Source organism: Flavobacterium cheongpyeongense (assembly GCF_003202435.1).
GTDB classification, from domain to species: Bacteria; Bacteroidota; Bacteroidia; order Flavobacteriales; family Flavobacteriaceae; genus Flavobacterium; species Flavobacterium cheongpyeongense.
Genome location: NZ_QJHK01000001.1, coordinates 433317 through 460055 on the forward strand (window position 1 = coordinate 433317; position 26739 = coordinate 460055).

Below are 26739 nucleotides of genomic sequence, written 5' to 3' on the forward strand. Positions count from 1 at the left end.
ATTTTCTTTTAGACCACAAATATAACTCTGGGTTTAAAGCAAGGAATCACAAAAAAATGTTAATTGAGGATTCTGAATTATTCCAGAAAAGAAGCTACTTTATCCAAATCACGCCCAATAATAGCCTTCCCGTCTCTTACGACGATTGGCCTTTCAATCAAAATTGGGTTGTCTGTCATTGCCTGAATGACTTCAGAATCTGTTAATGCTTTTTCTTTAAATTCATCAATCCAGATTTTTTCTTTAATCCTTACTAATTCAATTGGTTTCAGATTCAATTTTTCGATTAAACTTTTTAATTCATCAAAAGTAGGAGTTACAGTAAGATAAGGGATTATTTCATAACTTAGATTTGCTTCATCTATAAAAGCCAGGCAATTTCTGGATTTTCCGCACCGTGGATTATGGTAAATTTGTATCATAGTATTTTTTTTGAAAGTGCTAATAAATAATTGGATTTAAAAAAAGTATTTTAGCAATGCCAAAAGTAAGGTTTACTTACTTATTATACTTAATTTAGAATTTTAAAATTTTTAATACATGTTTTTACAACAAGGAATTAAGCCTGAAAATACTTTTGTAAAGTATATTTTAGGCTCTGTCATAATAATTATAGCTTCGTTTGTTGGTCAAATTCCATTTGCAGGAGTAGTTTTGTTTGATGTTTTTTTAAACAAAAAGCCTTACCCGACAAATGATACGATGTTAATGAAAATGTTCGATTCCAATCTGACTTTATTTTTGGTTATGATTTCTTTTGCTTTCGCATTAGGAGCTGTTTTTTATGTTGCCAGACATTTCCATAATCAAAGTGTTTTATCCCTTACAACCTCACGAAAAACAGTAGATACCAAGCGTATTTTATTTTCATTTTTTTTGTGGGCAGGATTTTCCATACTAAGCTTTTTGCTTGTATATTTACAATCACCTGAGCAATTTATTTTGAATTTCAAACCCATTCCTTTTCTGATTCTGGTAGCTATCGGAACACTTTTAATTCCGATACAAACCAGCACTGAGGAGTATATTTTCAGGGGTTATCTTATGCAGGGTTTTGCCAATTTAGCACGAAACAGATGGTTTCCTTTATTAATGACTTCTCTTATATTTGGTTCGATGCATTGGTTTAATCCGGAAGTAACTAAAATGGGACCCATCATTATGGTTTATTATATAGGTACCGGTTTATTTTTAGGGATCCTTACATTAATGGATGAAGGAATGGAACTGGCACTTGGTTTTCACGCTGCAAATAACCTGATTGGTGCTTTGTTGGTAACCTCTAATTGGTCGGTTTTTCAAACCTATTCTATTTTCATTGATTTATCTGAACCCTCAGCAGGTTTCGATGTTATTTTTCCGGTTGTGATTATATACCCTATTTTGCTATTTATTTTTAGTAAAAAATACAACTGGAAAAATTGGAGAGAAAAATTAACAGGGGACATAACTGTTACAGAAATAATAAATTAAAATGATGCAATTAACTCATAAAAACGTTCATAATTATTTTAAAATAAATGGATACCACCTTAATGGAGATGAACTCAGTAATGCAGCCTATAGTTATATCAAAGAAGGTGATTCTAACGAACAGGCTATTGGCGAATTTTTATTAGACTGGTTGGATCAAAAGGAGTATATCGAAATAAAAACATCCGGAACTACAGGTCTTCCTAAACTAGTCCGGTTACAAAAGCAATCCATGATTCAATCTGCGTTAGCAACCGGGGATTTCTTCGATTTAAAACCAGGAGACAAAGCATTACTTTGCTTACCAGTAAAATTTATCGCAGGAAAAATGATGCTGGTAAGGAGCTTAATCCTAGGTCTTGATTTAGCTATTACAGAACCCAGTACAACGCCTTTAGCATTCAATAAGTCTACTTATGATTTTGTGGCAATGGTACCTTTACAAGTACAAAATTCGGTTAAGGATTTAAAAAAAGTTAAAAAACTTATTGTAGGCGGAGCAAAAATGAGCACTGTATTAGAAGAAAAACTTTTGCATTTAAAAACAGCTGTTTATGAAACTTATGGTATGACCGAAACAATCACTCATATAGCTGCGAGAAGGATTGGTGAAAAAGTTTTTACTGTTCTGCCCAATATAAAAATCAGTAAAGACGATCGGGGATGTTTAGTAATTGATATCCCTGCTATTTCCAAAGAACCAATTATTACTAATGATTTAATTGAATTAATACGGGAAAAACAATTTACTTTTTTAGGCAGAATCGATAATGTAATTAATAGCGGAGGTGTAAAGTTAATTCCGGAACAGATTGAAGCAAAACTAATTGGAAAAATCAATTCCAGATTTTTTGTAATAGGAATTCCCGATGCTTTTTTAGGAGAAAAATTAATTTTGGTTATTGAGGGGGAAAAACAGGTTTTTCCATCTGATTTTTTTCATAACCTTGATAAATATGAAAAACCAAAGGAAATCGTTTTTATTCCTAAATTTAAAGAAAATGAAAACGGAAAACTGTTACGTAAACCAAGCTTACTTTAATAAACTCTCAAAATAAAAAATTCCAAATTCCAATCTATATAAAATTGGAATTTGGAATTAAAATAGAATGTTTAAAAAACTATACTTTGCGTTCTAATAATGCCATATAGAATCCGTCAAAACCAGATTCTGAAGCCAGTATTTTTCGATCCTTTATAAACTTAAATTGTTTTCCAATTTCAGTTTTCAGGAACTTTTCTACCTGCTCCTGGTTTTCAGATGGCAAAACAGAACAAGTTGCATATACTAATTTACCTCCCGGTTTTACAATTTTAGAATAACTTTCTAAAACTTCCGACTGTACTTTACGAATATTATCAATAAATTCAGGCTGTAATTTCCATTTTGCATCAGGATTTCTTTTTAAAACGCCTAAACCGCTACAAGGTGCATCAATTAAAACACGATCTGCTTTTTCATGCAGTTTTTTAATCACTTTGGTTGTGTCAATAATGCGATATTCAATATTAAAAGCGCCGTTTCTTTTCGCTCTTAATTTTAATTGCTTCAGCTTACTTTCGTATAAATCCATCGCAATCAATTGTCCTTTATTTTCCATTAAAGAAGCAATATGTAATGTTTTTCCTCCAGCTCCGGCACAAGTATCCACAACGCGCATTCCGGGTTTTACATCCAGAAAACCAGCTACCAATTGCGAATTTGCATCCTGAACTTCAAAAAGTCCCTGTTTGAAAGCATCTGTCAAAAACACATTGGCTCTTTCTTTTAAAACCAAAGCTTCAGGCTGATCTTTTAAATACTCTGTTTCAATATTCAAATCCATCAAAGTATTTCTCAAGCTTTCTTTGGTTCCTTTAAGTGTATTAGTTCTTAAAATAACTTTTGCCGGCTGGTTCTGAGCTGTAATTTCTTTAGACCAAACAGCTTCTCCTAACTCTTTTACTCCCAATTCGTCAATCCAGTCAGGAATAGATTCTTTTAAAGCCCTGGTTTTTGAAAGTTCATCAAAGCGTCCTTTTATTTTTCTTTCAGGTGTTCCTTCCAATTGTCTCCAATCCGGAATTGGATAACCTCTTAAAACAGCCCAAACTGCAAACATCCTCCATAAGTTATCTCTGTCAAAAGGTTCTTTAACTTCTGCAATTTCAGCATATAATCGTTTCCAACGAACTATTTCGTATATCGTTTCAGCAACAAACTTCCTGTCAGAACTTCCCCAACGTTTGTCTTTTTTTAAGGCTCTAGCTACCATTTTATCTGCATATTCTCCTTCATTGAAAATAGCATTCAGAGAATCGATGGTAGTATAAACTAAATTTCTGTGTAATCTCATTTTAATTATTTGAGTTGCAAAGGTACTATTAATTGATTGAAAGTTAAATTTTTAATTTTGATTGTTATTCTGAGTTTTATTAAAAAAGAAAAAAACACTCTAATAAATCATAAAAGAGTGTTTTTGAATGTTATTTGAAAAATGACTTATTTTACAATCCTCGTTAAACCAATATTATCAGGAGCATGAAGCACCATTGGAAATTTCTCTATTTTAACAGAACTGCTGTCCAGACCAAAAGCACTTTCTTCAGACAAACTTAATTTTTTAATTAAAAAATAGGAGTTCATAATTATTTTTTCATGCCATAATAAATCGGAGTCATTAGACAGGAACTTTTCGGATAATACAAATTTAAAATCTCCAACAATATTGTTTTTATTTAATGATTCGTAGCGGCTTGTAATATCAACCTCGCCATTTTTCACCATATCACGAATAACTTCTCTAAACATTAAATTGATTTTGGTTGGTTCCCTGAAACCTAAATTAAAGTCAATTCTATAAATATCATCTTTGGCAATTTCAGTTACTTTGTATTGTGTTTTATAAGGCTCCGTTAAAATATTTACATGTACAAACCAATAAATATCAGCTCTTTTTGGGCGTTTTTGCAAAATAGAATACATCACTTTTTGCTCTAATTCATCGATGCGGTTTGCATTGGTCATATAAACTAAATGGGTTGCATATTTTGGAATTGACAAATCTTCGCTCAATTCCATTAAGACTTTTTTGTAATCGTCAATTTTGACAATTTGAGTATAGCTTTTATTAATTTTCTTAGCCACATACCATACCGTCATTACCGAAATCAATAAAATAGCAATAATAAGGGTTACATAACCACCTTCTGCGAATTTGGTAATATTAGCAATTAAAAAACAACCTTCAATTATTAAATAAATTGTTATTAGAGGAACCATAAAATATAGTTTTACCCTTTTCATAATTAAGTAATAATTCAGTAAAATGGTGGTCATAATCATACAAAGTACAATTGCCAAACCATAAGCGTGTTCCATATTACTTGACTTTTCAAAGTGCAAAACGATTCCGACACAACCAAAAAATAAAAGCCAGTTGATGGACGGAATATATAATTGTCCTTTTACTTCGGTAGGATATTTGATTCTTACCTTTGGCCAGAAATTTAATCGCATAGCTTCATTTATCAAAGTAAACGAACCACTAATCAATGCCTGAGATGCAATTACAGCCGCTAAAGTCGCAATTACAATTCCTGCTGGTTGAAACCAGTCCGGCATAATTAAATAGAAAGGATTCCCATTTTCGCCGCCTAATTCCTGTAATGTCGAACCTTCATGATGAATTAGATAAGCAGCCTGTCCAAAATAGTTCAGTACTAAAGTCAGTTTTACAAAAACCCAGCTAATTCTAATATTTTTTCTTCCACAATGCCCCATATCAGAGTACAATGCTTCTGCTCCTGTAGTACATAAAAAAACAAATCCTAATACAAAAAATCCATCAGGATGTATAGACAACAAATGGTAAGCATAATAAGGATTAATGGCTTTAATGACTTCCGGATGATCCAAAATCTGAATACCTCCTAAAGTTCCCAACATTGCGAACCAAATTAGCATCATTGGGGCAAAAAATTTACCAACTAATTTAGTTCCAAACTGCTGAATAGTGAATAAAACGAAGAGGATTCCAATAACAATAGGAATTGTGTTTATTTCAGGATAATACGTTTTTATCCCTTCTACTGCAGAGGAAACCGAAATAGGTGGTGTTATAATACCGTCGGCAAGAAGAGCACTACCTCCAATAATTGCAGGCACTATAAGCCATTGTATTTTTGTTTTCTTGACAAGGGCGTACAAAGCAAAGATCCCTCCTTCGCCATGATTGTCTGCACTTAATGTTATAATTACGTATTTAATCGTAGTTTGGAGAGTTAAAGTCCAGAAGACACAGGAAATACCTCCTAAAACAATACTGGTATCAATTATATGTTCGCCAAGTATGGCCTTCATTACATATAACGGAGAGGTACCAATATCTCCATAAATAATTCCTAATGTGATCAATAACCCCCCAATAGACAACTTACTGTGTAAGCTTTTATGCGATGCGCTCATGTATATTTTTATAAAAGACGGTTGCAAATTTACTGTTTTAAAACAAATTAGCCTCAATTATAAACAACAAAAAAAACACAATCGTTAGATTGTGTCTTTTTTCATAAAAAACTTTCATTTGAAACTACCCTCTTCTTCCTCCACCTCTGGATTCTGAATTATTTTGTCTTTGCGTCTGACCATTAGCTCTGGATTCCTGACTGACATCTCGAGACTCAGAACGCTGTGTGTTTTGCGATCTCGCTGCACCTGATCTGTTTTCTGAAGTAGATCTGTCTTGATTATAACCCCTTGAAGACTGGTTTCCTGAAGATTCTGTTCTTGAAACTGAAACGGTTCTGTTTTGATTCATTTTATTTTCAGAATTGCCTAAAGAAGTATTCGCTCTGCCTTCATTTGAGTACTCTCTTGATTCTCTTCTGGAATTATTTTCAACTCTGACAGAGTTATTTCCTCGAGCTGCATTCCCCCTGTCAGTTGCAGGACGATCCGAATTATAAACTCTATTAGATGTTGAATTTCTGCTTTCTGCATAATTTTTGTTTGAATAACCGTATTCTCTGCCTGAAGATCTTCCCCAATTTGAACTGTTATTGCTATAAACATTCTGATTCCTGTTATAATCCCTGCTTGCTAGACGTCTTTGATCCAAATCATATCTATTATTAACGTTTGCGTATCTGTGAGAAAAACTACGGTTAGGGTATCGTCTTTCGTAGCCATAACAACGTCTTGTTTCATATAGCACTGGAGCTCTGTAACTTCTTCTGAAATTCACATAATTATAACGATTATTTACATTGATGCAAACATTGATATTGCTTCTATATCTATAAATTGGACAAGGTCTCCAGGCTACATAATAGGTAGGGAAAAAATTCCAGGTCCATGCAGAGTAGTAAGGTCGGTAGTTCGAAACCCAGAATGAGGAGTAAATAACCGGAGATACATTATAAACAGGCTCATAAATATAGTTGTCGCCATAGATATAACTATTACCTACAATCTGCACACTTACTTTATTATAGTTATCTCTTTCTACATCTATGGTCGCAATATCCTGGTATACATCTCGATCAAGGACAGACTGGATTATCACTACGTGAGTTCTTCCTTCAACAGTTTCAATAACACGTAAATAATCAACCTGTTCATCATTATTCAAGTCAAGATTTGATATTTGATATTTTGGATCATTTAATCTTCTTTCAAAATCCTGAAGATTTGCTGATTCCCCAAAAATTGAAGCAACAGCTCTTAAATCTAAATTATCACTAATATCAGAGTTTTTTGCATAAACAGTAGTTTGGCTTTGAACCGCACAAGAACTAAAACCTATAGTCATTAAAGCTAAAAAAAGTATTTTGGTTTTCATGGCAAATCATATTAAGATTAATATTTCAAAGTATCCAATTACTGTGCCAGAAAAATAACGAAATATATTTCAAATCTTATAAATAATCGTATTTTAGCAACAACTAAATCTTAATCTATATGAAAAAAGTACTATTTTTTTGTGGAGTTTTTGTTTTATTTATATCTTTAAAGCCATTGAATACAGCAGAAACAGCTTGTTACGGCGGTTTCACATCAATGCAAACAGATACATTATTTCAGGACAAAATTAGTATCAGAGCTATTTCAATTGATAAAAATAAGCTTTGGTATGGTGCTGATAATTCACGTTTTGGATACTATGATCTAGATAAAAAAGAAAAATTTGAAGAACATATTTACCGTGATACGTTAAAATTAGAGTTCAGAAGCATAGCGCAAACCTCTAAAGATATTTTTTTATTGAGTGTTGGAAATCCGGCATTACTTTATTCTGTTTCTAAAAAAACACAAAAAGTAAAATTAGTTTATAAAGAAATCAATGAGAGAGTTTTTTACGATAGTATGCAGTTTTGGAATGACAAAGAAGGCATAGCTATTGGCGACCCAACAGAAGATACTTTTTCGGTTATCATAACCAGAGATGGCGGTGAAACCTGGACAAAATTATTATCAGATAAATTACCAACAAATGCTAAAGGCGAAACAGCTTTTGCAGCCAGCAATTCAAGTATTGTCATAAAAGGAGATGATACCTGGGTTTTTTCAGGAGGTAAAAAATCACGTGTTTTTTATTCTCCGGATAAGGGCAAAACGTGGAAAGTTACTGAAACTCCCATTGTTCAGGGCAAAACAATGACAGGTATCTTTACAGCTGATTTTTATGATTCCAAACATGGATTCATTGCCGGAGGGGATTACGAACTTCCAAACCAAAAAAACGACAATAAAGCTTTTACGACAGATGGTGGCAAAACATGGGAATTAATAGGACAGGGAATGGGGTTTGGATATGCATCATGCGTGCAATATGTTCCTGGAGGCAATGGTAAAGAAATTATTTGCGTTGGTTCTGAAGGGATTCTATATTCTCAAAACGGAGGTGAAAACTGGACACAATTATCTACTGATTCAAAGCTTTTCACAATTCGTTTTATGAACCGCAATACAGCAATTGCTGCTGGTTACAACAAAGTGGTCAGACTTCGTTTTAAATAAAAAAACAAAACCCCTAATAATAAAGTAAGTATTATTATAAGGGGTTTTCACTGTTGTTATTTTGATCCTTGTGCCTCTTGTGGTATTATGGTTCAGATACTAAATTTCTTAATTTTTACCTGCTTTTTCCTTATATTGTCTTAATAATTTTCGGTTAAAATCGTCTTCTGATTTTTTTAATTTCAGTATTTTTTTTGCTGTAAGCACTTTGCGAAGATTGTTCATATATTTTTCTCTTAAAAAATACAACTCCTTATCTGTACTTTCAATTTGTGATAAAAGTGTAGCCGCTTCCTTTTCTGAAAGTGAATTAACATTATCGTCATTCAGCTTTCGCAAATAGGTTTTCATTTTTTCATGACGCAATTCAAATTGCTTATCATCAAAAGCATTATAAATTGGCCAGAATTTCTCAGCTTCATTCGATGTAAGTTCTAATTCTGTGGTCAAAAAAGAGACCTTATAAGCTTTGATCTTTTCGCGTTTTTCATTTGTTTTTTCACTTTGCGCATAAAATGAAAAACTAACTAAAAACAGTAGTATAGGTAGTATATTTTTGATTTTCATCTTTATAGTTTTTGATTTTTATTCTGAAATTAAATTTTCAATATTTGGACTTGAAGACAAAACATCTTCAAGGGTTTCCTGTTCAAGCACAACATTTTTATTTATCGCTTCGATATCTTTAGTATCTAATTCCCGAATTAAATCATATTGATTTATATTAGACTGATAGGTTAAATACGTTTCTAAAGTAGCTTCGTCAAGTTCTCTTGATTTATTGTAATTATTTACTATCGGAATCATTAATGCAATAACAATTACTGCAGCAGCAATCATTGTCATTAACTGTTTACGTTTGTAAATCGGAATAACTTTCGCATCTCTTTCATTAATTTGCTGAAAAACCTTTGCCGAAAAATCATCAAAATAATGATCCGGACTTTTAAACCCGGTTTTTATTTTCGGTTCGTTTTCTAATTTAAATGTTTTCATAATGCTTATAAGATATGTTTTATAACAAAAGGTTTAATTTGATGTAACATATAATTCAATTTTTTTTACTGCATGATGATAAGAAGCCTTCAATGCCCCTATTGAAGTTCCTAGTATTTCGGAGATTTCTTCGTATTTTAATTCTTCAAAATATTTCATTTTAAAAACCAATTGTTGTTTTTCTGGCAATGTAACAAGAGCCTTTTGCAGTTTTATTTGAATTTCATCACCATCAAAATAAGTATCTGCTTTTAAATTCTCAATGGTTTTATTTTGCAAAGCTTCTGATGTTAAGCCATTTGATTTTGCCTTCTGGCTCAAAAAAGTCAAAGCTTCATTCGTTGCGATTCGGTACATCCATGAAAAAAGTTTGCTTTCGCCTTTAAAATTTTTCAAATACCGAAATACTTTAACAAAGGTATTTTGTAAAACATCATCAGCATCGTCGTGATTCAAAACAATATTTCGGATATGTGAATATAAAGGTTTTTGATATTGCGACAAGAGTGTCTGAAACGCAGCATTTTGCGTTTTTGGATTTAATAATTGTGCTATAAATTCCTTCTCGTTCGTCAAGTTTTTTGCTATCTTGTTTATTTGAATGAATTTGGTACAAAAGGTTTAATCACTATTGTATTTTTTTTTAAAACTCTGAATCTTCTTCCGGTGTAGTAGTTTTAATCGGAGGTGTTGCTACAGTTTTTTTAACTCCAGGATCATCGGTAGTTTTTTTAGCCACCGGATCAGTTTCGGATTTGTATACAGGAGCTTGTTCAAGAACAGGTTTTACCGCCAGAGTAACTGGATAATAAATTTCAGTAATTAATTTAGACGAACTTTTGACATCCAATTTACCGGCAGTTAAAATTTCAAGATGTGACCAGCTTAAATCCTGAACAATCTTTTCATTATTTATATAGGCTATTGTTTTTGAAATAGCTTCATTAGTATGTGAATAATCTCCTTTCAAAGTCGTTTTCACTGCGTCAAAACTGTTTAATTTTCCAGATAAAATATCACTTCCAGCACTTGTCGAAATTTCTTTACTTATTGGTAAACAGATTGAAATTTTTGCCAAATTGTTTTTTGTATCATAAGTATGATATATGATAAAAGGCTTTCCACTTGTATATAAATTATTTGTCTTGCTAAATTCTATCAATTTCGGAATTACGATACGGGCATTTTTATTTACTTTCTGAATTTCACTTGTAAAAGTCTGCTTTATATAAAAACTTTCCGTTTTTTTTACCACACCATTTACTTTTACCGCATAGGTCTTGGTTTCGTAGTCCAGATTTTTATCAATATTTACAAGGGTTTTTTCATACATTGTTCCTATTATCTTATCGGACCCCCCATTTAAAACAGTATAAATTTTGAATAAAAAACTCATTTCACCTTTTGCCTTCCAGGTAACTTTTGTTTTTCCGTTAAGAGTATCCTTAAAAATCCAGTGAACGTCAGCCTCAGTCCCGTCAAAATCCATTTTTTGATGAATACTTACCCCTTCTTTTGCCTGCAATGTAATTCCGCTTCCTTTGCCATCGTTATTTTTCCATGAAAATGAAGCTCCGTTTCCAACAGTTTTTTCCGGAAATGACATTTTTATTGTTGGATCTTCTATGGCCCATGATTCAAAATCTTCAAAATTCCTAAAATCATTTATATAATGATATACTGTTGTTTTAGGAGAATTGATCACCTTACTTCTCTCAACAGTAAAAAAACCTTTCTGAGTAGCTACAAAAACACTTAAGGCAATAAAACTTAATAACAGTAAAAGAAAAAGATATTTTAGAATTTTCATTGTGCAGGTTGTTTTGTGTCGTAAAGTTATAAATTTATTACGGTGTTATGAATATCAAAAAAATAAAACGGCTTCTTTTTAGTCGACTCATATTCAAAAAACATATAAAAAATGTTTTTTAAAAGTTTAAAGCCTAATTTTTACTTATCTTTTAAAAAAGAATTTTATCAAAAATAAAATAACAATAAAAAGAAGGAAACTAATCAAAACCTTATAATTCCCTTTGTAGAAGATTTTGTGTAAAGCAAGATCTTTTCGATAAGCAAAAATCATTACGATTACAAATGCAATAAAAAAACAAACGGCGAATATTAATTGTCCCTGACTAAACATAGTTAAAAATTATTTTTGACAAATTTAGAGAATTGTATACGAATAGTTGCTAATTTGGCACTCCATTTAATCAAATAAAAAATGAAGAAACAAATTAATGCAGTAAAAGAATTTCATACTGCTTTTAAAATAGGCTATAGTGAAACTCCTATTGCAGATCTGGGCGAAACCAAAAAACAGCTGCGTTATAATTTAATGAAAGAAGAAAATGAAGAGTATCTTGAAGCAGTACAAAACAATGATTTAGTAGAAATTGCCGATGCACTTGGTGATATGATGTACATTTTATGTGGCACTATTATCGAACACGGCCTGCAGGATAAAATTGAAGCTGTTTTTGATGAAATTCAACGCAGTAATATGAGTAAATTAGGTGAAGACGGACAACCTATTTATCGTGAAGACGGAAAGGTAATGAAAGGTCCTAATTATTTCAAACCGGATTTTTCTAAACTCTTATAAAAGGCAAAACCCGACAAAATGCCGGGTTTTTTTATTTAAAACTTTGATTTATTGAACTTTTACTGTCCATCCAAAAGTATCTTCTGCAAGTTTATTTTGAAGATTTGTTAGTTTTTCTTTTAAAAGAGACGCATATGAATTTTCAACCGGAGTCATTTCATAATAAACGTCCTGATAAGAAAAACCTTTGATAACACTTATAACTGCAGCAGTTCCTGCACCAAAAATTTCTTTTAAAGATCCGTTTTTAGCAGCTTCTACCAATTCAGAAACAATAACTGGACGAACTTCAACTTTTAAACCTTCTTTTTCAGCCATAGCAATCAAACTTTTCCTGGTAATACCGTCTAAAATTCTTTCGCTTGTTGGCGCCGTCAACAATGTATCGTTAATTCTAAAGAATACGTTCATTGTTCCGGCTTCTTCAAGTTTTGTGTGCGTTGCATCATCAGTCCAGATTATCTGCTGGAAACCTTCTTTGTTAGCCAGATTCGTAGGGTAAAACTGTGCTGCATAATTTCCTGCCGCTTTTGCAGCCCCGATTCCTCCGTTTGCTGCCCTGCTATAATGCTCTGCTATAATAACTTTTACCTCACCGGCATAATAAGATTTTGCAGGAGAAAGTAAAATCATGAATTTATACTCATCAGATGGATTAGCCACAACTCCAGGCCCCGTGGCAATCATAAAAGGACGAATATACATACTGCTGCCGTTTCCTCTTTGAATCCAGTCTTTATCAATTTTCAATAATTCATTCAAACCATCCATAAAAATTGCTTCAGGTACTTCAGGCATTGCCATACGTACAGCCGAATTATTGAACCGCTTGTAGTTTTCATCAGGTCTGAATAGCCAAACATCATTATTATCGTCTTTGTAAGCTTTCATTCCTTCAAAAATTGCCTGACCATAATGAAAGACTTTAGACGAAGGATCCATTAAAATAGGTGCATACGGCTTAATGACCGGTGTTTGCCATTCCCCATTTTTAAAATCACATTCAAATAAATGGTCTGTAAATACAGCACCAAAGCTTAAGTTTTCAAAGTCTACACTGCTTATTTTAGAAGAAGTGGCCTTTCTGATTTCAATTTTGCCTGCTTGAGTTGTACTCATAATAATGTAAGTTTTACTTAATTTTCATCCTAAAAGAAGATTCTTAAAGTGATAATATGATATAAAATAGAATTTATTGAATGCAAAATTAAGCAATTTTATATAATTTCCTTATCAAAAAAGCATTAATTAGTACATTTAACTGCGATTTATTTATCTTACAATAAACTTAAAATTTTGACTTGTTTTTATATGGATTTTATGAAAAAACCTTGACTTTTTAAGGCTTTACGCATTTGTTTTGATTAAATTTGGCATGCAACATCCTCAGAAAAGGGTAAAACACATTGCAAAATTCAAAATTCAATGAAAAGAGAAATTATTAAAACGTCAGACGGATCAACTACTATTCATTTGCAGGAATGGAATGAGTGCTATCATTCAAAACACGGTGCAATTCAGGAAGCAAAACACGTTTTTATAAAAAACGGTCTTTCTTTATTTAAAGACAGTCCCGTAAGCATTCTCGAAATTGGTTTTGGAACCGGTTTAAATGCCTTTATAACTTTCCTTGAAGCAAATCAAAAACAACAATATATTGACTACGCCGGCGTAGAAGCCTACCCTGTTCATCCGCAAGAAGTACTAGCTATGAATTACGTAGCAGAGTTAGAGGCTCATGCATTTGAAAATATCTTTAAAAAAATGCATGAATGCGAATGGAACCAAAAAACTGAAATCAGTTCTAATTTTTCGTTAACCAAGAGAAAACAATTTTTTGATGAAATAGATGATTTTGAAGTTTTTGATTTGATTTACTTTGATGCCTTTGGATATAGGGTTCAACCTGAGTTATGGAGTACCGAAATTTTTCAGAAAATGTACAACAGTTTAAAAACAAATGGTGTTTTAGTAACTTATGCCGCAAGAGGAGTCGTTAAAAGAAGCATGATTGAAGTTGGATTTAAAGTTGAAAAACTAGCAGGTCCTCCAGGTAAAAGAGAAATGTTCAGAGCTGTAAAAGAAATCACACAACAATCTATTTAGAATAAATCTATATTGGCTTTTGTGTATTAAGAAAACGTATTCGTTGCTAATATTTTAAAAAAAATAAGTTAAAAAGGTCTTTTATATGCGATATTTGTTTAAATTTGACATGAGTTCAAAAATAGAGATAACCCCCCAAAATCTTATTTTATTATGTCTAAAATGATGTTTGATTACACGAAATCAATACTTGAAAGAGTAAGTTTCGATCCGGTGCTTTTTTGTAAAGAATTAGAAAAAGCTATTAAAACACTGTTACCTTACGAAATGGAACAATTACAGGAATGGTTATTAAACTTCATAGTCGAAAAACCTGAATTAAAAGAATGTTTACTATTAGTTAAAGTATAAAAAGTGAAGAGGCTGTCCTAAAAGGGCAGCTTTTTTTTCTAACAATGTTTTTAGTTTCACTATTAAAAGAAATCTCAATAGTGAGAAAAGGATTTTTTATTACAATTAACATATGGTACATTTTTACCAAAAAAAAAAAGGACTCGTTTTCACGGGTCCTTTTATAAAATCAATCTACAATTAAATTGATTGTTGTTCTTGTCTTTTCTTTGCTCTTTTCTCTTTGAACATTTCCCAGCTAGCACCCGTAACCCAATATGATACGAAACCAACTAAGAAAAACATCAACCAAAACCCTATAGTTAGTATGGTCAAGAAAAGTAAAAAACCTAAGTACTGTGAAAATTCAAACATGTTTTCCGGAATTTTTGAATGTAAGTACAAATGTAGGTTTTATATTTTTCGTTGCCAATAAAAACTAAATCAATTTTCATAAAAGGTCGATTATCTTTATATTTATACTCATTTTAAATAATGCTTTTTTTTGATCGTGGCCATCTTTATAAAAAAGGTTGTCATTCAAATAAAAGAAAATGAGTTTTTTAAGGAGCTATTTCCTGCTCTCCGCTATATCTTTTTTGTCTCGTTAAAAAAACGAGAAAAAAAAGGATGCCGCTTCGATCAGGGCTAGGGCATTCATTTTCAAAAAAATATAGAACACAGAAAAATAACACAGAAAAATAACACAGAAAAATAATAGCATAATTATCAGTACTATGCTTAAATGTTTATAACTAAGGATCAAGAACTAATCGCTAAGGAAATGAAATACAGAATAGAGAAAGATACTATGGGAGAAGTCCAGGTACCGGCCGATAAATATTGGGGCGCACAAACAGAACGTTCCAGAAATAACTTCAAAATAGGGGATTCTGGTTCGATGCCAAAAGAAATTATTGAAGGTTTTGCCTATCTAAAAAAGGCCGCTGCTTATGCCAATCATGATTTAGGTGTTTTGCCAATCGAAAAACGGGATGCGATTGCAGCAGTTTGTGACGAAATCTTAGAAGGGAAATTAAACGATCAGTTTCCGCTAGTAATCTGGCAGACAGGCTCTGGTACACAAAGCAATATGAACGTAAACGAAGTTATTGCCAATCGCGCACAGGTTCTTAAAGGTTTTAAAATTGGAGAAGGCGAGCAATTTATCAAAGCCAATGACGATGTCAACAAATCACAATCATCAAACGATACCTTCCCAACCGGAATGCATATTGCGGCTTACAAAATGGTTGTCGAAACTACCATTCCCGGAATTGAAAACCTATATGCAACTTTATCAGTGAAGGCAACCGAATTTAAAGACGTTGTAAAAATTGGACGTACACATCTTATGGATGCTACGCCTTTAACATTAGGACAGGAAATTTCAGGATATGCGGCTCAATTAGCGTATGGATTAAAAGCACTAAAAAACACATTACCTCATTTATCTGAAATCGCTTTAGGAGGAACTGCAGTGGGTACGGGGCTAAACACCCCAAAAGGCTATGATGTAAAAGTTGCTGAATATATTGCCCAATTTACCAATCATCCTTTTGTAACTGCTGAAAATAAATTTGAAGCACTAGCAGCTCATGATGCGATTGTCGAATCACATGGCGCTTTAAAACAATTGGCTGTTTCTCTAAATAAAATTGCCAACGATGTTAGAATGTTGGCATCAGGACCCCGCTCGGGAATTGGAGAAATTCATATTCCCGAAAATGAACCGGGTTCTTCTATCATGCCCGGAAAAGTAAATCCAACGCAATGTGAAGCCTTAACAATGGTTTGTGCTCAGGTAATAGGAAACGATGTGGCAATTGCGGTAGGAGGAATGCAGGGACATTATGAATTAAATGTTTTTAAACCAGTTATGGCTGCCAACTTTTTACAATCTGCAAGGTTATTGGGGGATGCCTGCGTTTCGTTTGACGAACATTGTGCTAAAGGAATCGAACCCAATTACAAACGAATCAAAGAATTGGTAGATAATTCATTGATGCTGGTAACAGCTTTAAATACCAAAATAGGATATTATAAAGCGGCTGAAATTGCTCAAAAGGCCCACAAGAACGGTACGACTTTAAAAGAGGAGGCTGCTCGTTTAGGTTATGTCACAGCAGAAGATTTTGATGCATGGGTTAAGCCTGAAGAAATGGTTTGATTATGGATATAAATGGTATAAGTTAGGAAGTTAGTTTAAATTGGTATGAAGTCTCAAAAATGTATACTTCTTTATCTTACCAAACAATGAATCCGGCGAGCTTAGATTGCAGGATTCATTGTTTGGCTTACAGTTCAGCTTAAAATTATTTTCCATCGACATACTCCTGTAAATAGCTAAAACGCTCGGTTAATTTTCCATCTTCGGTAATCTTAGCACGTTGCAGGATTCCGTCTTTATCTTTGTTGAAGAAGGCAGGAATTACATGTTCTATAAATTGTTCTCCAAATCCTTCGCTGGCATCTTTTGGAATTTCACAAGGCAAATTGTCAACTGCCATTACTACAATTGCAGCTGGGTGAAAAATGTCAACTTCTTTATTTTCTGATGGCAGGTAACCATAAATAGGCTCTGCAATAGTTGAGGAACGCAGTGTACTTGCAATTGGTCCGTTTATATCACATGAAATATCCGCTACAACCCTTATTTTACAATCTTTAGCATTCAGCATTTGCTGTGTAAGAATCATAGGGGCATTATTTGCGTAAAAATGTCCGGCAATATAAATGTCGCTGACTTTAGTAAATTTTTCAAAATCAGAGGTATAGTCTTCAGGATGTTGAGTGAAATCTGTAAAATCAAGAATTTGACCATCAATTCTTTTATTATATTCTAAAGCATCCAGTTGCACGTAAACTGATTGAGTATAATTTTTAGTCAGGTAATTTTCAATTGTGATTTCTTTTACTTTGATCGCTTTTAAAATTTCCTGAGCACCGCTGCCGACTTTTCCGGTTCCGGTAATTACAAATTTTAAAGGAGGCAGTGTTATTCTTTTCAAATGCATGATCAGGGCATCTTTTCCTGATAGAGTTTCTGCTTTTGGAAGTTTAAATAACTCGAATTTTATTCCGAAAGCGCGAATTCCGTTATAAACCCCAACCATTCCGGCATATTTCCCAAACCCGATTAACCTCCGGTTATGTTCATCAACTATGGTTTCATGATCATATAAAGTGATGTTTTTTTCTAAAATGGCCTGTAAAAGTTCTCTGTTGTGAGGCTGTTTTTTTATCGTATGCGAAAAAAAGAAATAAGACTTGTCCGGAAGCAAATCAGCAACTGGAACTTCTTTTACCCCAAAGAAGACATCACAGTCCGAAATATCATCAGTAACACTGATACCGATGCTTTTGTATTGCTGGTCAGAAAAAATTCTAATATCTGAACTTTCAACACTTATATAGGCTTCAGGGTGGAGTTGTTTGAGTTTTGCTAATGCATCAGGGGCAAAGACAACACGTCTGTCAGGGGGATTTTTTCTTTCTTTGATAATTCCGAACTTCATTATAATGGATTTTTAGTACTTTTTAATATAACTTTTTTAATGTATTTTGTTTTAAATATAACAAATATAGTTAAATTTTTCTTGCTGTTTTCTTAATTTTAAAGATTAGTAATCGTTAAGCTCTGATGTACAATAAGCTGGCAAAAAAAAATGTCAATCAGATGTTGATGCTAAGAATTTTCTTCGAAAAAATATTCAGCCATAAATCTTGAATTCTATATATTTGTTTTTAAAGAATAAATGAAAATGAGTTTCCTTAAAAAAACAAATATACCACAAATACTTTTCTCAATTTTAGTTTTAAGTTCCTGTGGAAAAGATAAAAAGAACAGTCAGGATGATGTTGTAAAAGAAAAAGATACATTGGGAAGAATGATTCCGATGGGACCTGAAAAAAAAATAACAACAGCCTATGTTAATTCTGTGAAAGGCAGAATCAATCATTTTTACAATAAAAACTGGTCCAATAACAGCATGAACGGAAGTTTTCTGGTTGCCAAAAACGGACAGGTTATTTTTGAAAGGTATAGTGGTTTTGCTAATAAAAATAAAGACACCAAAATTACGGCTGATACCCCTGTGCAAATTGCTTCTGTAAGCAAAGTACTGACTGCAACTGCAGTTTTAAAATTAATCAATTTAGGTAAGATTGGTCTGGATCAAAAAGTAAATACTATTTTAAAAACTTTTCCATACGAAGAATGTACGGTTCGAATGTTATTGTGCCATCGAAGCGGAATGCGAAATTATGCTTATTTTACAGACAGGGATAAATCGGTTTGGGACAGGCACAATCAGCTTACAAACCAAGATATTTTAGATATTCTGGCTACTAAAAATGTAGGTTTGGAGTCAAGGGTAGGTACCCGCTTTGCTTATTGCAATACCAATTATGCGATGTTGGCGCTTATTATTGAAAAAATAACCGGACTATCCTACAAAGAGGCAATGTCTCAAATGATTTTCAAACCTCTTGGCATGACTCATACCTATGTTTTTGATGATGATAAAGACAGGAAGAAGATTGTTCCTTCTTATAAAAGGAATGGTGTAGAAATTGGTTTTGATTATCTGGATAACGTTTATGGAGATAAAAATATTTTTTCAACAGTTCGGGATCTTTTAAAATTTGACAGAGCCAGAAATGCACCTGATTTTTTAAAGCCTGCTTTATTAAAAGAGGTTTATACCGGACAGAGCAATGAGCGAAAAGGTACTAAAAATTATGGTCTTGGAATCAGGATGGTCAATTGGGAAACCGGACAAAATTTTTATTTTCATAACGGTTGGTGGCATGGAAACACATCGTCTTATATCACACTTATGAAAGAAGGGGTGACAATAATTGCTTTATCAAACAAAATGACAAGAAATACATATGCAGTCCGCAAACTGGCTCCGATTTTTGGAGACTATCCATTTCAGTTTAAAGATGAAGAGTAATTTAATAAGTCACAAAGTCGAAAGTCATAAAGAAATTGTAAATATTGACTTTGTTCCTTTTAAATATACCAATTGCGGAAAACAAAAAGAAGCAACCGTTTGACTTTAAAAACTTTACAACTTTCGACTTTTGGCTTTCTAATTTTTCTGAAAATTTTAATTAAAACTAACTGTAAATAGTATAAATTTGCAAACTAATTTTTGGGGTCGACTGGTTTTGACAGCAAGTCGAATTGAAAAGTAAGCACGTCGAGCATTGAGACCTTGCTCGTAAATATAAGATCTCACACTTTTACACGGCGAAAATAACTACGCTTTAGCTGCATAATCTGAATTATAGTACGATTAGCCACGTCCCTACAAGGTAGGGAAGCTGGATTCTCCTTGAAAGCCTTGGTTTGTGGCGTTCAGTTTAGGGGAACCGTAAAAATAAACCTAGATTTCCATGAGCTTCGGGTGGATTTTGAAAATTAAGAAGATAAGTGTTGAGTGGTTGTTCCTGACCTGGCTTAACATCGAAAACCCAATCAGGGAATAAACGTGTAGAAAGCTCTTTAGTTGCTTGTTTGGACCCGGGTTCGATTCCCGGCGACTCCACAAAAAAGGAAGGTGTCAAACATCTTCCTTTTTTATTTATTAATATATTGATAGTCATTGATTTATGTTTTTTTTTGTGATTCAAAATTTTGATGCATTTTTATAAAAAAAAGCATTCAAATTTTATTAAAAAAGTTAATAGTCAGTGAGAATCGAACACTTCAACATACTGAAATTCATGCAGTTATTATTAAATAAAATTAAGTTCGATTATCATTTTTATTTTCTTGCTTCTCTCCATATACTTCTTTTAGAGTATTTTCGACAATAATTCGAACAATCAAAGCAAAGAGCCTTTTCCTTTTCAGTTGCAGTCATTTTTTTTGCCCTTCTTTTTTGAAGATTTTCCAGGTTTTGATTTCATAACAGTCGTGTTGAATCAAATTGAAATTATTTACTTGTTAAATTGGTAGTTAAAGAAAGATCATTTTTAAATTAAGAATCATTAAATAAATAATTAGTTAGTTGTCATTTAGATAATTATATACTTGAATGTACCTGCTGTAAAAAGCATTTGAATTTCTTTTTTCAACTTAAAATTACTAACTAAAATCAATGGCAATTAAATATTTATAAGACTTAATTATGAAATTTCTAAATGGTACATTAAAGTATATAACTTCTGTCATTTAATGCATAACCTCTTTTTTTGAAGTAATCAAGTAAAGGTTCTACAGCCGTTAGGGATCCTATTTCATTCATTGGATTGTCTTTAATACTTACAAATTTATACATTTTACAAACGCATTCTTAGTTTTTGTCCTGCGTTTTGTATAAAAACCAGTGGAGTTTGTATAATAAAAAAAACAACAATTACCCTATGGGCTACTTTAGCCCAATATAATATATAGTTTCCATTCAGGAAGTTAATAAGTAATCAAATTTTATATGGGTAAAAAGATCGTTATACTATTCCTTTTTAGCTTTTGGTTAAAAACTAATGCTCAGGAAAATTGGACATTAAAACAGTGTATAGAATATGGTTTAAAAAATAATCGTAATAATACAATCTATACCAACGAAAAACTGGCTGCTGATGCCAGGGCCAAAGAAGTACTTGCCGATTATTTGCCACGTGTCAGCCTGACTTCAACACTTGATAATAACCTGAAATTACAACAAAGTGTAATTCCTGCCGGGATTTTTGGACCTGATGAAATGAGGGTATCCTTGACACAGAAATACAATTCCAATTTCGTAGGACAATTGGATCAGGTAATCTATGACCATTCGCTCATAACGGGATTAAAAGCTAATAAGTACAACAAACAGCAGGCAGAGCTCAATATAGAACAAAGTCAGGAAGCAATTATTTACAATATCAGCATGGATTACTTCCAGATATTTGTTTATAACCAGCAACTGGAAGTATTGGAGTACAACAAAGTAACTTATGAAAAGCAAATAAATATATACAGTTTACAGGTTAGCAAGGGGGTCGTACTTCAAAAGGATCTGGACAAGGTAAGTGTGGACTACAACAATACTATTTCACAAATAAGGGTTGCGAGAAGTAATCTGCAATTAGCAGAAAATGAACTTAAATATGAAATGGGTTATCCCATTAGCGATCCTCTTGCAGTAGATATTTCTACCGAAATGGCATCACCCACAATCAAAGATAATTCAGATACATTTACACCTGCCTCAAAGATAAACTACAAACTTTCTGAGCTTAATATAAAAGTCCTTGAGATTAATCAGTCACGTATCAGGGCTGAAGCATATCCCAAACTTACCGGATATTTCCGCTATGGTGCTGTTGGTTTTGGAGATAATCTAAATGGGGCTTATGAGGAGTTACTGCCATATTCGGCTGTGGGTTTAAAGCTAAGTATTCCGATACTCGATTTCTATAAACGAAATGCACAGTATAAACAGGCAAAAATCAGCAGGATCAACGCCGAGGAAAATTTGAAAATAATGGAAGCTCGGTATAAGGTAGATTATGAAAATGCCAATACCAAAGTTTTACAGGCACAAATCAATGTAGAGAACGATAAAAGGAATGTAACATTAGCAGAATCTGTACTTAATATTACTGATCTGCAATTCCAGAAAGGAATCACAAATCTTACTGACTGGCTCAATACACAGAACTCGCTCAAAGAGGCTCAAAGCAGTTATCTCAACTCATTATACAATTATTACCAAGCCCGAATTGATCTAGAAAAAGCAGCGGGTACATTGAAAACCTTTTATAATTCACTTTAAACAGCAATGAAAAAAAAATATATAATAACCCTGGTTTGTATTGGCATCATAGGTTTAATTACCTTTAAATTGGCAGCAAACAAAGAGAAGATTGATCAGAAGAATCAACCGGCACAGATTGAAAATATTCATATACCTGTAACGGCAGCCATAGTTAAGGAAGAAATACAAGAGGCAGGACTGATTAAAACCGGTAAACTGGCTCCATTTAAAGAAGCAAAAATTGTATCGACAAGCAGCGGAAATGTACAACGTTTGCTGTTTAATCTTGGAGATCATGTTTATCAAGGGCAGACATTAGCCATAATCGATACGCGATTAATAAAGCTCGATCTGCAAAAATCGGAGTCTAATGCTTCAAAACTCAAACGTGACCTTCAGACCTACACTGATCTGCTTGAAGGCAATGCAGCCACACAAGAAAAAGTCAATGAGATTCGTCAGAACTATAATGATGCTGTGAATCTTTCTCAGCAATTAAGAAGACAGATAGCTGACGCCAGTATCAAAGCACCGACAAGCGGCATTATTGGAACTAAAGCGATTGAAGAAGGTATGTATGTTACTGCCGGAGGGGAAATTGCTTCCATCGTAAATCTTTCTCAATTAAAAGTACAGGTATATTTTACAGAAGCAGAAGTGTATCAGATTGCTCTTGGTCAAAAAATTAAGCTGACAACTGATGTGTATCCCGATAAATCAATTCTCGGTACAGTTACATTTATCAGCCCTCAGGCAAATCAGGCCCATAATTATCAGGTAGAGATTACGGCCGCCAATGAAAAGGATGCACCTTTACGTTCGGGCACCTTCGTTTATGCCAATTTTTCAAGAAAAACAGCTCAAAAAATCCTTCTGATTCCACGTGAGGCACTGAACGAAAGTACCCAGAATGCTTCTGTATATATGGTTCAGAAAGACAAAGCTTTATTACGAAGCATAAAGGTTGGTAAGGAGTACGGTAAAAATATACAAGTGACAGAAGGTTTACAAGCAGGAAATGTGGTCATTACATCCGGACAGATCAATTTGAAGGATGGTACTTTAATTAATGTTTCAAAATAAAGAACAGAATATGTCAATAACAGGGATAGCCATAAAAAGACCATTATTACTTATAGTTATATTTACCGTACTGATTCTTTTCGGGATTCAGTCCTACTTAAGCCTGAACTATAACTTACTCCCAAAAATCGAAGTCCCTACTGTTTCCGTGAGTACCATATATCCCGGAGCTTCGGCAGCAGAAGTACAAACTACGGTAACCAAGAAATTGGAAGATCTTTTTTCTTCTGTAGAAGGACTGGATAAAATCAATTCTACTTCTCAGGAAGGAGTTTCTATTATTACAATAGCCTTTAAGAGTGGCACTGATATTGACAAAGCAGAACGCGATGTACAGCGTAAAGCCGACCAAGGACAGAACATGCTTCCTGAAGATGTAGAAAAGCCTATGGTAAACAAGATAAACTTAGAGGAAACCCCAGTAATCAAAGCAGGCTTGACAGCTAATATGGCCCCTCGAAATCTGTACGATCTTGTCGATAAACAGCTAAAGCCAATATTGCAGAATGTTGCTGGTGTTGGTCAGGTGTATATTATTGGTGGTGACGAACGTGAAATACATATCAACATCAATCAGGACAAACTATTTGCTTACAATTTTTCCATTACACAAATTACCCAGGCAATCAATAATGCTAATCTTTCCTTTCCAGCGGGAAGTATCGAAACACAAAACCAACGGCTTTCCATTCGCTATGATGCTAATGTAAAGTCATTGGATCAGCTGCGTAATCTTATAATATTTCAAAATCCGGAACAGGGTGTTATCTATTTGAAGGATATTGCCGAAGTGGTAGATGCAACAGCAAAGACAACAGCTATTAATCATATTGACGGTATTCCATCCATTGGGGTACAGATTATCAAACAAAGTGATGCGAATGCTGTTGATGTAAGTAAACAAGTAAAAAAAGTATTTCAAAACATCGAAGACCAGTACAAAACAAACAACCTAAAATTCAATATATCTACTGACCAGAGTTTATATACCCTTCATGCAGCTAATTCCGTAATGTTTGATTTAATGCTTGCTATTATTATTGTTGGAATAGTTATGCTGGCATTCCTGCATAGTTTCAGGAGTTCTATGTTTGTATTGGTAGCGCTGCCTGCATCTATTATACCTACTTTCATTGCCATGTATCTGCTTGGGTTCTCATTAAACCTAATGACACTGATGGCGCTATCATTAGTAGTTGGTATATTGGTAGATGACTCCATTGTGGTTTTGGAAAATATATACCGTCACATGGAAATGGGTTCTGACAAACGCAAGGCAGCTCTTGAAGGACGTAACGAAATTGGTTTTACTGCACTTTCAATTACATTAGTAGATGTGGTGGTTTTCCTTCCACTAGCATTGGCCGGCGGAATGATAGGTTCTATACTTCGGGAGTTCTCACTTGTGGTAGTTATATCAACCCTTATGAGCCTTTTTGTATCCTTTACTGTCACTCCTTTATTGGCAAGTCGTTTTGGTAAACTGGAACATTTAAAAGGAGATTCACTTTGGGGGAAAATTAACCTCGGATTTGAGAAATTTATTGATACCATGAAAGAAGATTATGGAAAAATGCTGCAAAAGGTACTTCATAAAAAAAGATGGCTGTTGTCCCTGACTATCTTTTTGATTATCGGAGCAATTGCTTTGGTTCCGACAGGATTTATCGGCGCAGCATTTATTCCAAAAGCAGATCAGAGTGATTTGATACTGAATATGGAACTGGAGCCTACGGCAACTGTCTATAAGACCAATTTACTGGTACAACAGGCTGAAAAGATTCTTTTAAATCAGCCGGAAGTTGAAAAAGTATTTTCAAGTATCGGGTTTGTAAGCGGTAGTGTATCGGGAACTAATAGTAATTCCAATCTGGCTGAATTGACAGTGACATTGGTAGATAAGAAAAAAAGAAATATGACTGCCGAAGAATATGGAACGTTCATCCAGGGAAAGCTAAGTACTGCCATTACCGGTGCTAAGTTTTCTACTTCCTCTACATCTATTACCGGAAATGTCAGTAGCGCTCCAATACAAATAGCTGTTAAAGGGTTGAATCTTAATGATGTTCGCCAGGTCTCAGAAGCTTATAAAAAAGTAGTGGCTGAAATACCGGGAACACAATTCGTAAAACTATCCGTTAAGGACAAAAAACCTGAAGTGGACATTAAACTAAACAGGGAAAAGATGAGTTTACTTGGATTGAACGCCAGTATGATAGGAGCTGCACTTCAAAACTCATTTAATGGAAGCGATAAAAACCAATTTAAGCAGGAAGGTAATGAGTATAATATTCTAGTTGGTTTGGATAAATTTAATCGTTCGGATATTAAAAATGTAAAGAATTTATCTTTTATAAATTCTGAAGGACAGACAATAGTGCTGAGCCAGTTTGCTGATGTTATCGAAAGTCTTGGGGAAACCACGCTGCAGCGTATTGATCGTATGGGGGCTATTACTGTACAAGCCAATGTAGCTGGTCGTCCGACCGGAACCGTCACGGATGAAATCAAGGAAAGAACAAAATCTATTAAGATTCCTGAAGGCATTAGCATAGAATATCTTGGTGACTCAAAAAATCAGGGAGATGCTTTCGGCAGTCTCGGACTGGCACTTATTACGGCTATCCTGTTGGTGTACCTGATTATGGTTGCATTATATGAAAACGCAGTATATCCATTTGTAGTGCTCTTTTCGATACCTGTAGCATTGGTTGGGGCATTTTTGGCACTCGCACTTACGATGGAAACCCTGAATATCTTTACTATTATTGGGATGATTATGCTCTTAGGTTTGGTTTCAAAAAATGCGATACTTATCGTAGATTTTACCAATAATCTTAAAGCGGAAGGGCACAGTGTTATAGAAGCACTAGTAGCAGCAGGTAAGGAAAGGCTTCGTCCTATATTGATGACTACTCTCGCTATGATCTTAGGTATGCTGCCCATTGCAATTGCAGGTGGAGCTGCATCTGAAATTAAAAACGGAATGGCGTGGGTAATTATTGGAGGATTAACAAGTTCTATGATTCTAACACTGTTTGTAGTGCCCAGCATGTATCTTATTATTGATAGCCTTTTGATGAAGACAACTGGAAATAGAAAAAAGAATGTCTAAACTTAAAATCTCACAAATTTGTTTTTGTATTGTAAAAAACTAAACATTATGTTCGTCATACTATATTTTTAGCGGTCATTGCAACAAGACGAACCTGAATGACAATAATAGAACAAAAAATACAAACTTGTGGACTTGTGACAGAATTGACTGGCTCTCAAACTGACAATTTTGAAATCATACAAAAATATTGGATAACCTTTAATGAAGAACTATAAAAACGACATTCTAAATAAAATTTGCTATACTGAATTTGTATATGAAAGGATAAATAAAA

General features: G+C 33.6%; 23 protein-coding genes and 1 other RNA gene. 12 read left to right on the forward strand and 12 right to left on the reverse strand.

All coding sequences use genetic code 11. The features are described from left to right. Positions 1-77: 77 nt before the first annotated feature. The gene (locus DMB65_RS01840; protein WP_110304960.1) at positions 78-422 is read right to left on the reverse strand and encodes an arsenate reductase family protein; all 345 of its coding nucleotides are present in this window, start codon (positions 420-422) and stop codon (positions 78-80) included. Between the two features lie 118 nt (positions 423-540). Between DMB65_RS01840 and DMB65_RS01845 the strand changes: the two genes are divergently transcribed. Both DMB65_RS01845 and DMB65_RS01850 read left to right on the forward strand, forming a co-directional pair. Further along, positions 541-1473, forward strand: coding sequence for a CPBP family intramembrane glutamic endopeptidase (locus DMB65_RS01845; protein ID WP_110304961.1), 933 nt, complete (start codon positions 541-543; stop codon positions 1471-1473). Position 1474: 1 nt separating this feature from the next. Then, positions 1475-2515: an AMP-binding protein gene (locus tag DMB65_RS01850; protein WP_110304962.1), complete on the forward strand. Its 1041-nt coding sequence runs from the start codon at positions 1475-1477 to the stop codon at positions 2513-2515. 79 nt (positions 2516-2594) lie between these two features. Here the strand turns inward: DMB65_RS01850 and DMB65_RS01855 are convergent, their stop codons facing one another. The 3 genes from DMB65_RS01855 to DMB65_RS01865 form a co-directional block, all read right to left on the reverse strand. After that, positions 2595-3809 (reverse strand): RsmB/NOP family class I SAM-dependent RNA methyltransferase, encoded by a 1215-nt coding sequence (locus DMB65_RS01855; protein WP_110304963.1) that lies wholly within the window; start codon positions 3807-3809, stop codon positions 2595-2597. Positions 3810-3955: 146 nt separating this feature from the next. Further along, positions 3956-5920, reverse strand: coding sequence for a KUP/HAK/KT family potassium transporter (locus DMB65_RS01860; RefSeq protein WP_110304964.1), 1965 nt, complete (start codon positions 5918-5920; stop codon positions 3956-3958). A 124-nt stretch (positions 5921-6044) separates the two neighbouring features. After that, the gene (locus DMB65_RS01865) at positions 6045-7295 is read right to left on the reverse strand and encodes a hypothetical protein (RefSeq protein ID WP_110304965.1); all 1251 of its coding nucleotides are present in this window, start codon (positions 7293-7295) and stop codon (positions 6045-6047) included. A gap of 119 nt (positions 7296-7414) precedes the next feature. Between DMB65_RS01865 and DMB65_RS01870 the strand changes: the two genes are divergently transcribed. Then, on the forward strand, positions 7415-8473 hold the full coding sequence (locus DMB65_RS01870; RefSeq protein WP_110304966.1) for a WD40/YVTN/BNR-like repeat-containing protein: 1059 nt from the start codon (positions 7415-7417) through the stop codon (positions 8471-8473). Between the two features lie 108 nt (positions 8474-8581). Here the strand turns inward: DMB65_RS01870 and DMB65_RS01875 are convergent, their stop codons facing one another. The 5 genes from DMB65_RS01875 to DMB65_RS22345 all read right to left on the reverse strand — a co-directional run bounded on the left by DMB65_RS01875 (position 8582) and on the right by DMB65_RS22345 (position 11612). Then, the gene (locus DMB65_RS01875) at positions 8582-9040 is read right to left on the reverse strand and encodes a sensor of ECF-type sigma factor (RefSeq protein WP_110304967.1); all 459 of its coding nucleotides are present in this window, start codon (positions 9038-9040) and stop codon (positions 8582-8584) included. Positions 9041-9058: 18 nt separating this feature from the next. Further along, on the reverse strand, positions 9059-9469 hold the full coding sequence (locus DMB65_RS01880) for a hypothetical protein (protein WP_110304968.1): 411 nt from the start codon (positions 9467-9469) through the stop codon (positions 9059-9061). 33 nt (positions 9470-9502) lie between these two features. Continuing rightward, the gene (locus DMB65_RS01885) at positions 9503-10045 is read right to left on the reverse strand and encodes an RNA polymerase sigma factor (RefSeq protein WP_110304969.1); all 543 of its coding nucleotides are present in this window, start codon (positions 10043-10045) and stop codon (positions 9503-9505) included. Positions 10046-10112: 67 nt separating this feature from the next. Beyond that, positions 10113-11279: an SRPBCC family protein gene (locus DMB65_RS01890; RefSeq protein ID WP_230470572.1), complete on the reverse strand. Its 1167-nt coding sequence runs from the start codon at positions 11277-11279 to the stop codon at positions 10113-10115. Between the two features lie 144 nt (positions 11280-11423). Then, positions 11424-11612, reverse strand: coding sequence for a hypothetical protein (locus tag DMB65_RS22345; protein ID WP_110304970.1), 189 nt, complete (start codon positions 11610-11612; stop codon positions 11424-11426). A gap of 81 nt (positions 11613-11693) precedes the next feature. Between DMB65_RS22345 and DMB65_RS01900 the strand changes: the two genes are divergently transcribed. After that, complete coding sequence (locus tag DMB65_RS01900; RefSeq protein WP_110304971.1) at positions 11694-12074, forward strand: pyrophosphohydrolase domain-containing protein; 381 nt, start codon at positions 11694-11696, stop codon at positions 12072-12074. 48 nt (positions 12075-12122) lie between these two features. Here DMB65_RS01900 and DMB65_RS01905 read toward each other — a convergent pair whose 3' ends face one another. Then, a complete protein-coding gene (locus DMB65_RS01905) occupies positions 12123-13193 on the reverse strand; it encodes a branched-chain amino acid aminotransferase (protein ID WP_110304972.1) in 1071 nt (356 codons plus the stop codon). Between the two features lie 306 nt (positions 13194-13499). Between DMB65_RS01905 and mnmD the strand changes: the two genes are divergently transcribed. From mnmD to fumC, 3 genes are all read left to right on the forward strand, one after another. Further along, positions 13500-14180 (forward strand): tRNA (5-methylaminomethyl-2-thiouridine)(34)-methyltransferase MnmD, encoded by a 681-nt coding sequence (mnmD, locus tag DMB65_RS01910; protein WP_110304973.1) that lies wholly within the window; start codon positions 13500-13502, stop codon positions 14178-14180. A gap of 153 nt (positions 14181-14333) precedes the next feature. Then, positions 14334-14531 (forward strand): hypothetical protein, encoded by a 198-nt coding sequence (locus DMB65_RS01915; protein ID WP_031457182.1) that lies wholly within the window; start codon positions 14334-14336, stop codon positions 14529-14531. A gap of 763 nt (positions 14532-15294) precedes the next feature. Continuing rightward, positions 15295-16680, forward strand: a complete 1386-nt coding sequence (gene fumC, locus DMB65_RS01925) for a class II fumarate hydratase (RefSeq protein ID WP_110304975.1) — start codon at positions 15295-15297, stop codon at positions 16678-16680. 145 nt (positions 16681-16825) lie between these two features. Here the strand turns inward: fumC and DMB65_RS01930 are convergent, their stop codons facing one another. After that, entirely contained in the window at positions 16826-18028 is a 1203-nt protein-coding gene (locus DMB65_RS01930) for an NAD(P)-dependent oxidoreductase (RefSeq protein WP_110304976.1), read from the reverse strand. Positions 18029-18268: 240 nt separating this feature from the next. Between DMB65_RS01930 and DMB65_RS01935 the strand changes: the two genes are divergently transcribed. After that, positions 18269-19471 (forward strand): serine hydrolase domain-containing protein, encoded by a 1203-nt coding sequence (locus DMB65_RS01935; protein WP_110304977.1) that lies wholly within the window; start codon positions 18269-18271, stop codon positions 19469-19471. 203 nt (positions 19472-19674) lie between these two features. Next, positions 19675-20071, forward strand: a transfer-messenger RNA (tmRNA) gene (gene ssrA, locus DMB65_RS01940). 603 nt (positions 20072-20674) lie between these two features. Here the strand turns inward: ssrA and DMB65_RS22570 are convergent. Next, on the reverse strand, positions 20675-20803 hold the full coding sequence (locus tag DMB65_RS22570) for a hypothetical protein (RefSeq protein ID WP_262511955.1): 129 nt from the start codon (positions 20801-20803) through the stop codon (positions 20675-20677). A 153-nt stretch (positions 20804-20956) separates the two neighbouring features. On the opposite strand from DMB65_RS22570, the gene DMB65_RS01945 reads away from it, so the two are divergent. From DMB65_RS01945 to DMB65_RS01955, 3 genes are all read left to right on the forward strand, one after another. Next, positions 20957-22282 (forward strand): TolC family protein, encoded by a 1326-nt coding sequence (locus tag DMB65_RS01945; RefSeq protein WP_110304978.1) that lies wholly within the window; start codon positions 20957-20959, stop codon positions 22280-22282. A gap of 69 nt (positions 22283-22351) precedes the next feature. Beyond that, entirely contained in the window at positions 22352-23347 is a 996-nt protein-coding gene (locus tag DMB65_RS01950; RefSeq protein WP_230470573.1) for an efflux RND transporter periplasmic adaptor subunit, read from the forward strand. Between the two features lie 10 nt (positions 23348-23357). Beyond that, positions 23358-26462, forward strand: a complete 3105-nt coding sequence (locus DMB65_RS01955) for an efflux RND transporter permease subunit (protein ID WP_110305053.1) — start codon at positions 23358-23360, stop codon at positions 26460-26462. Positions 26463-26739: the final 277 nt, after the last annotated feature.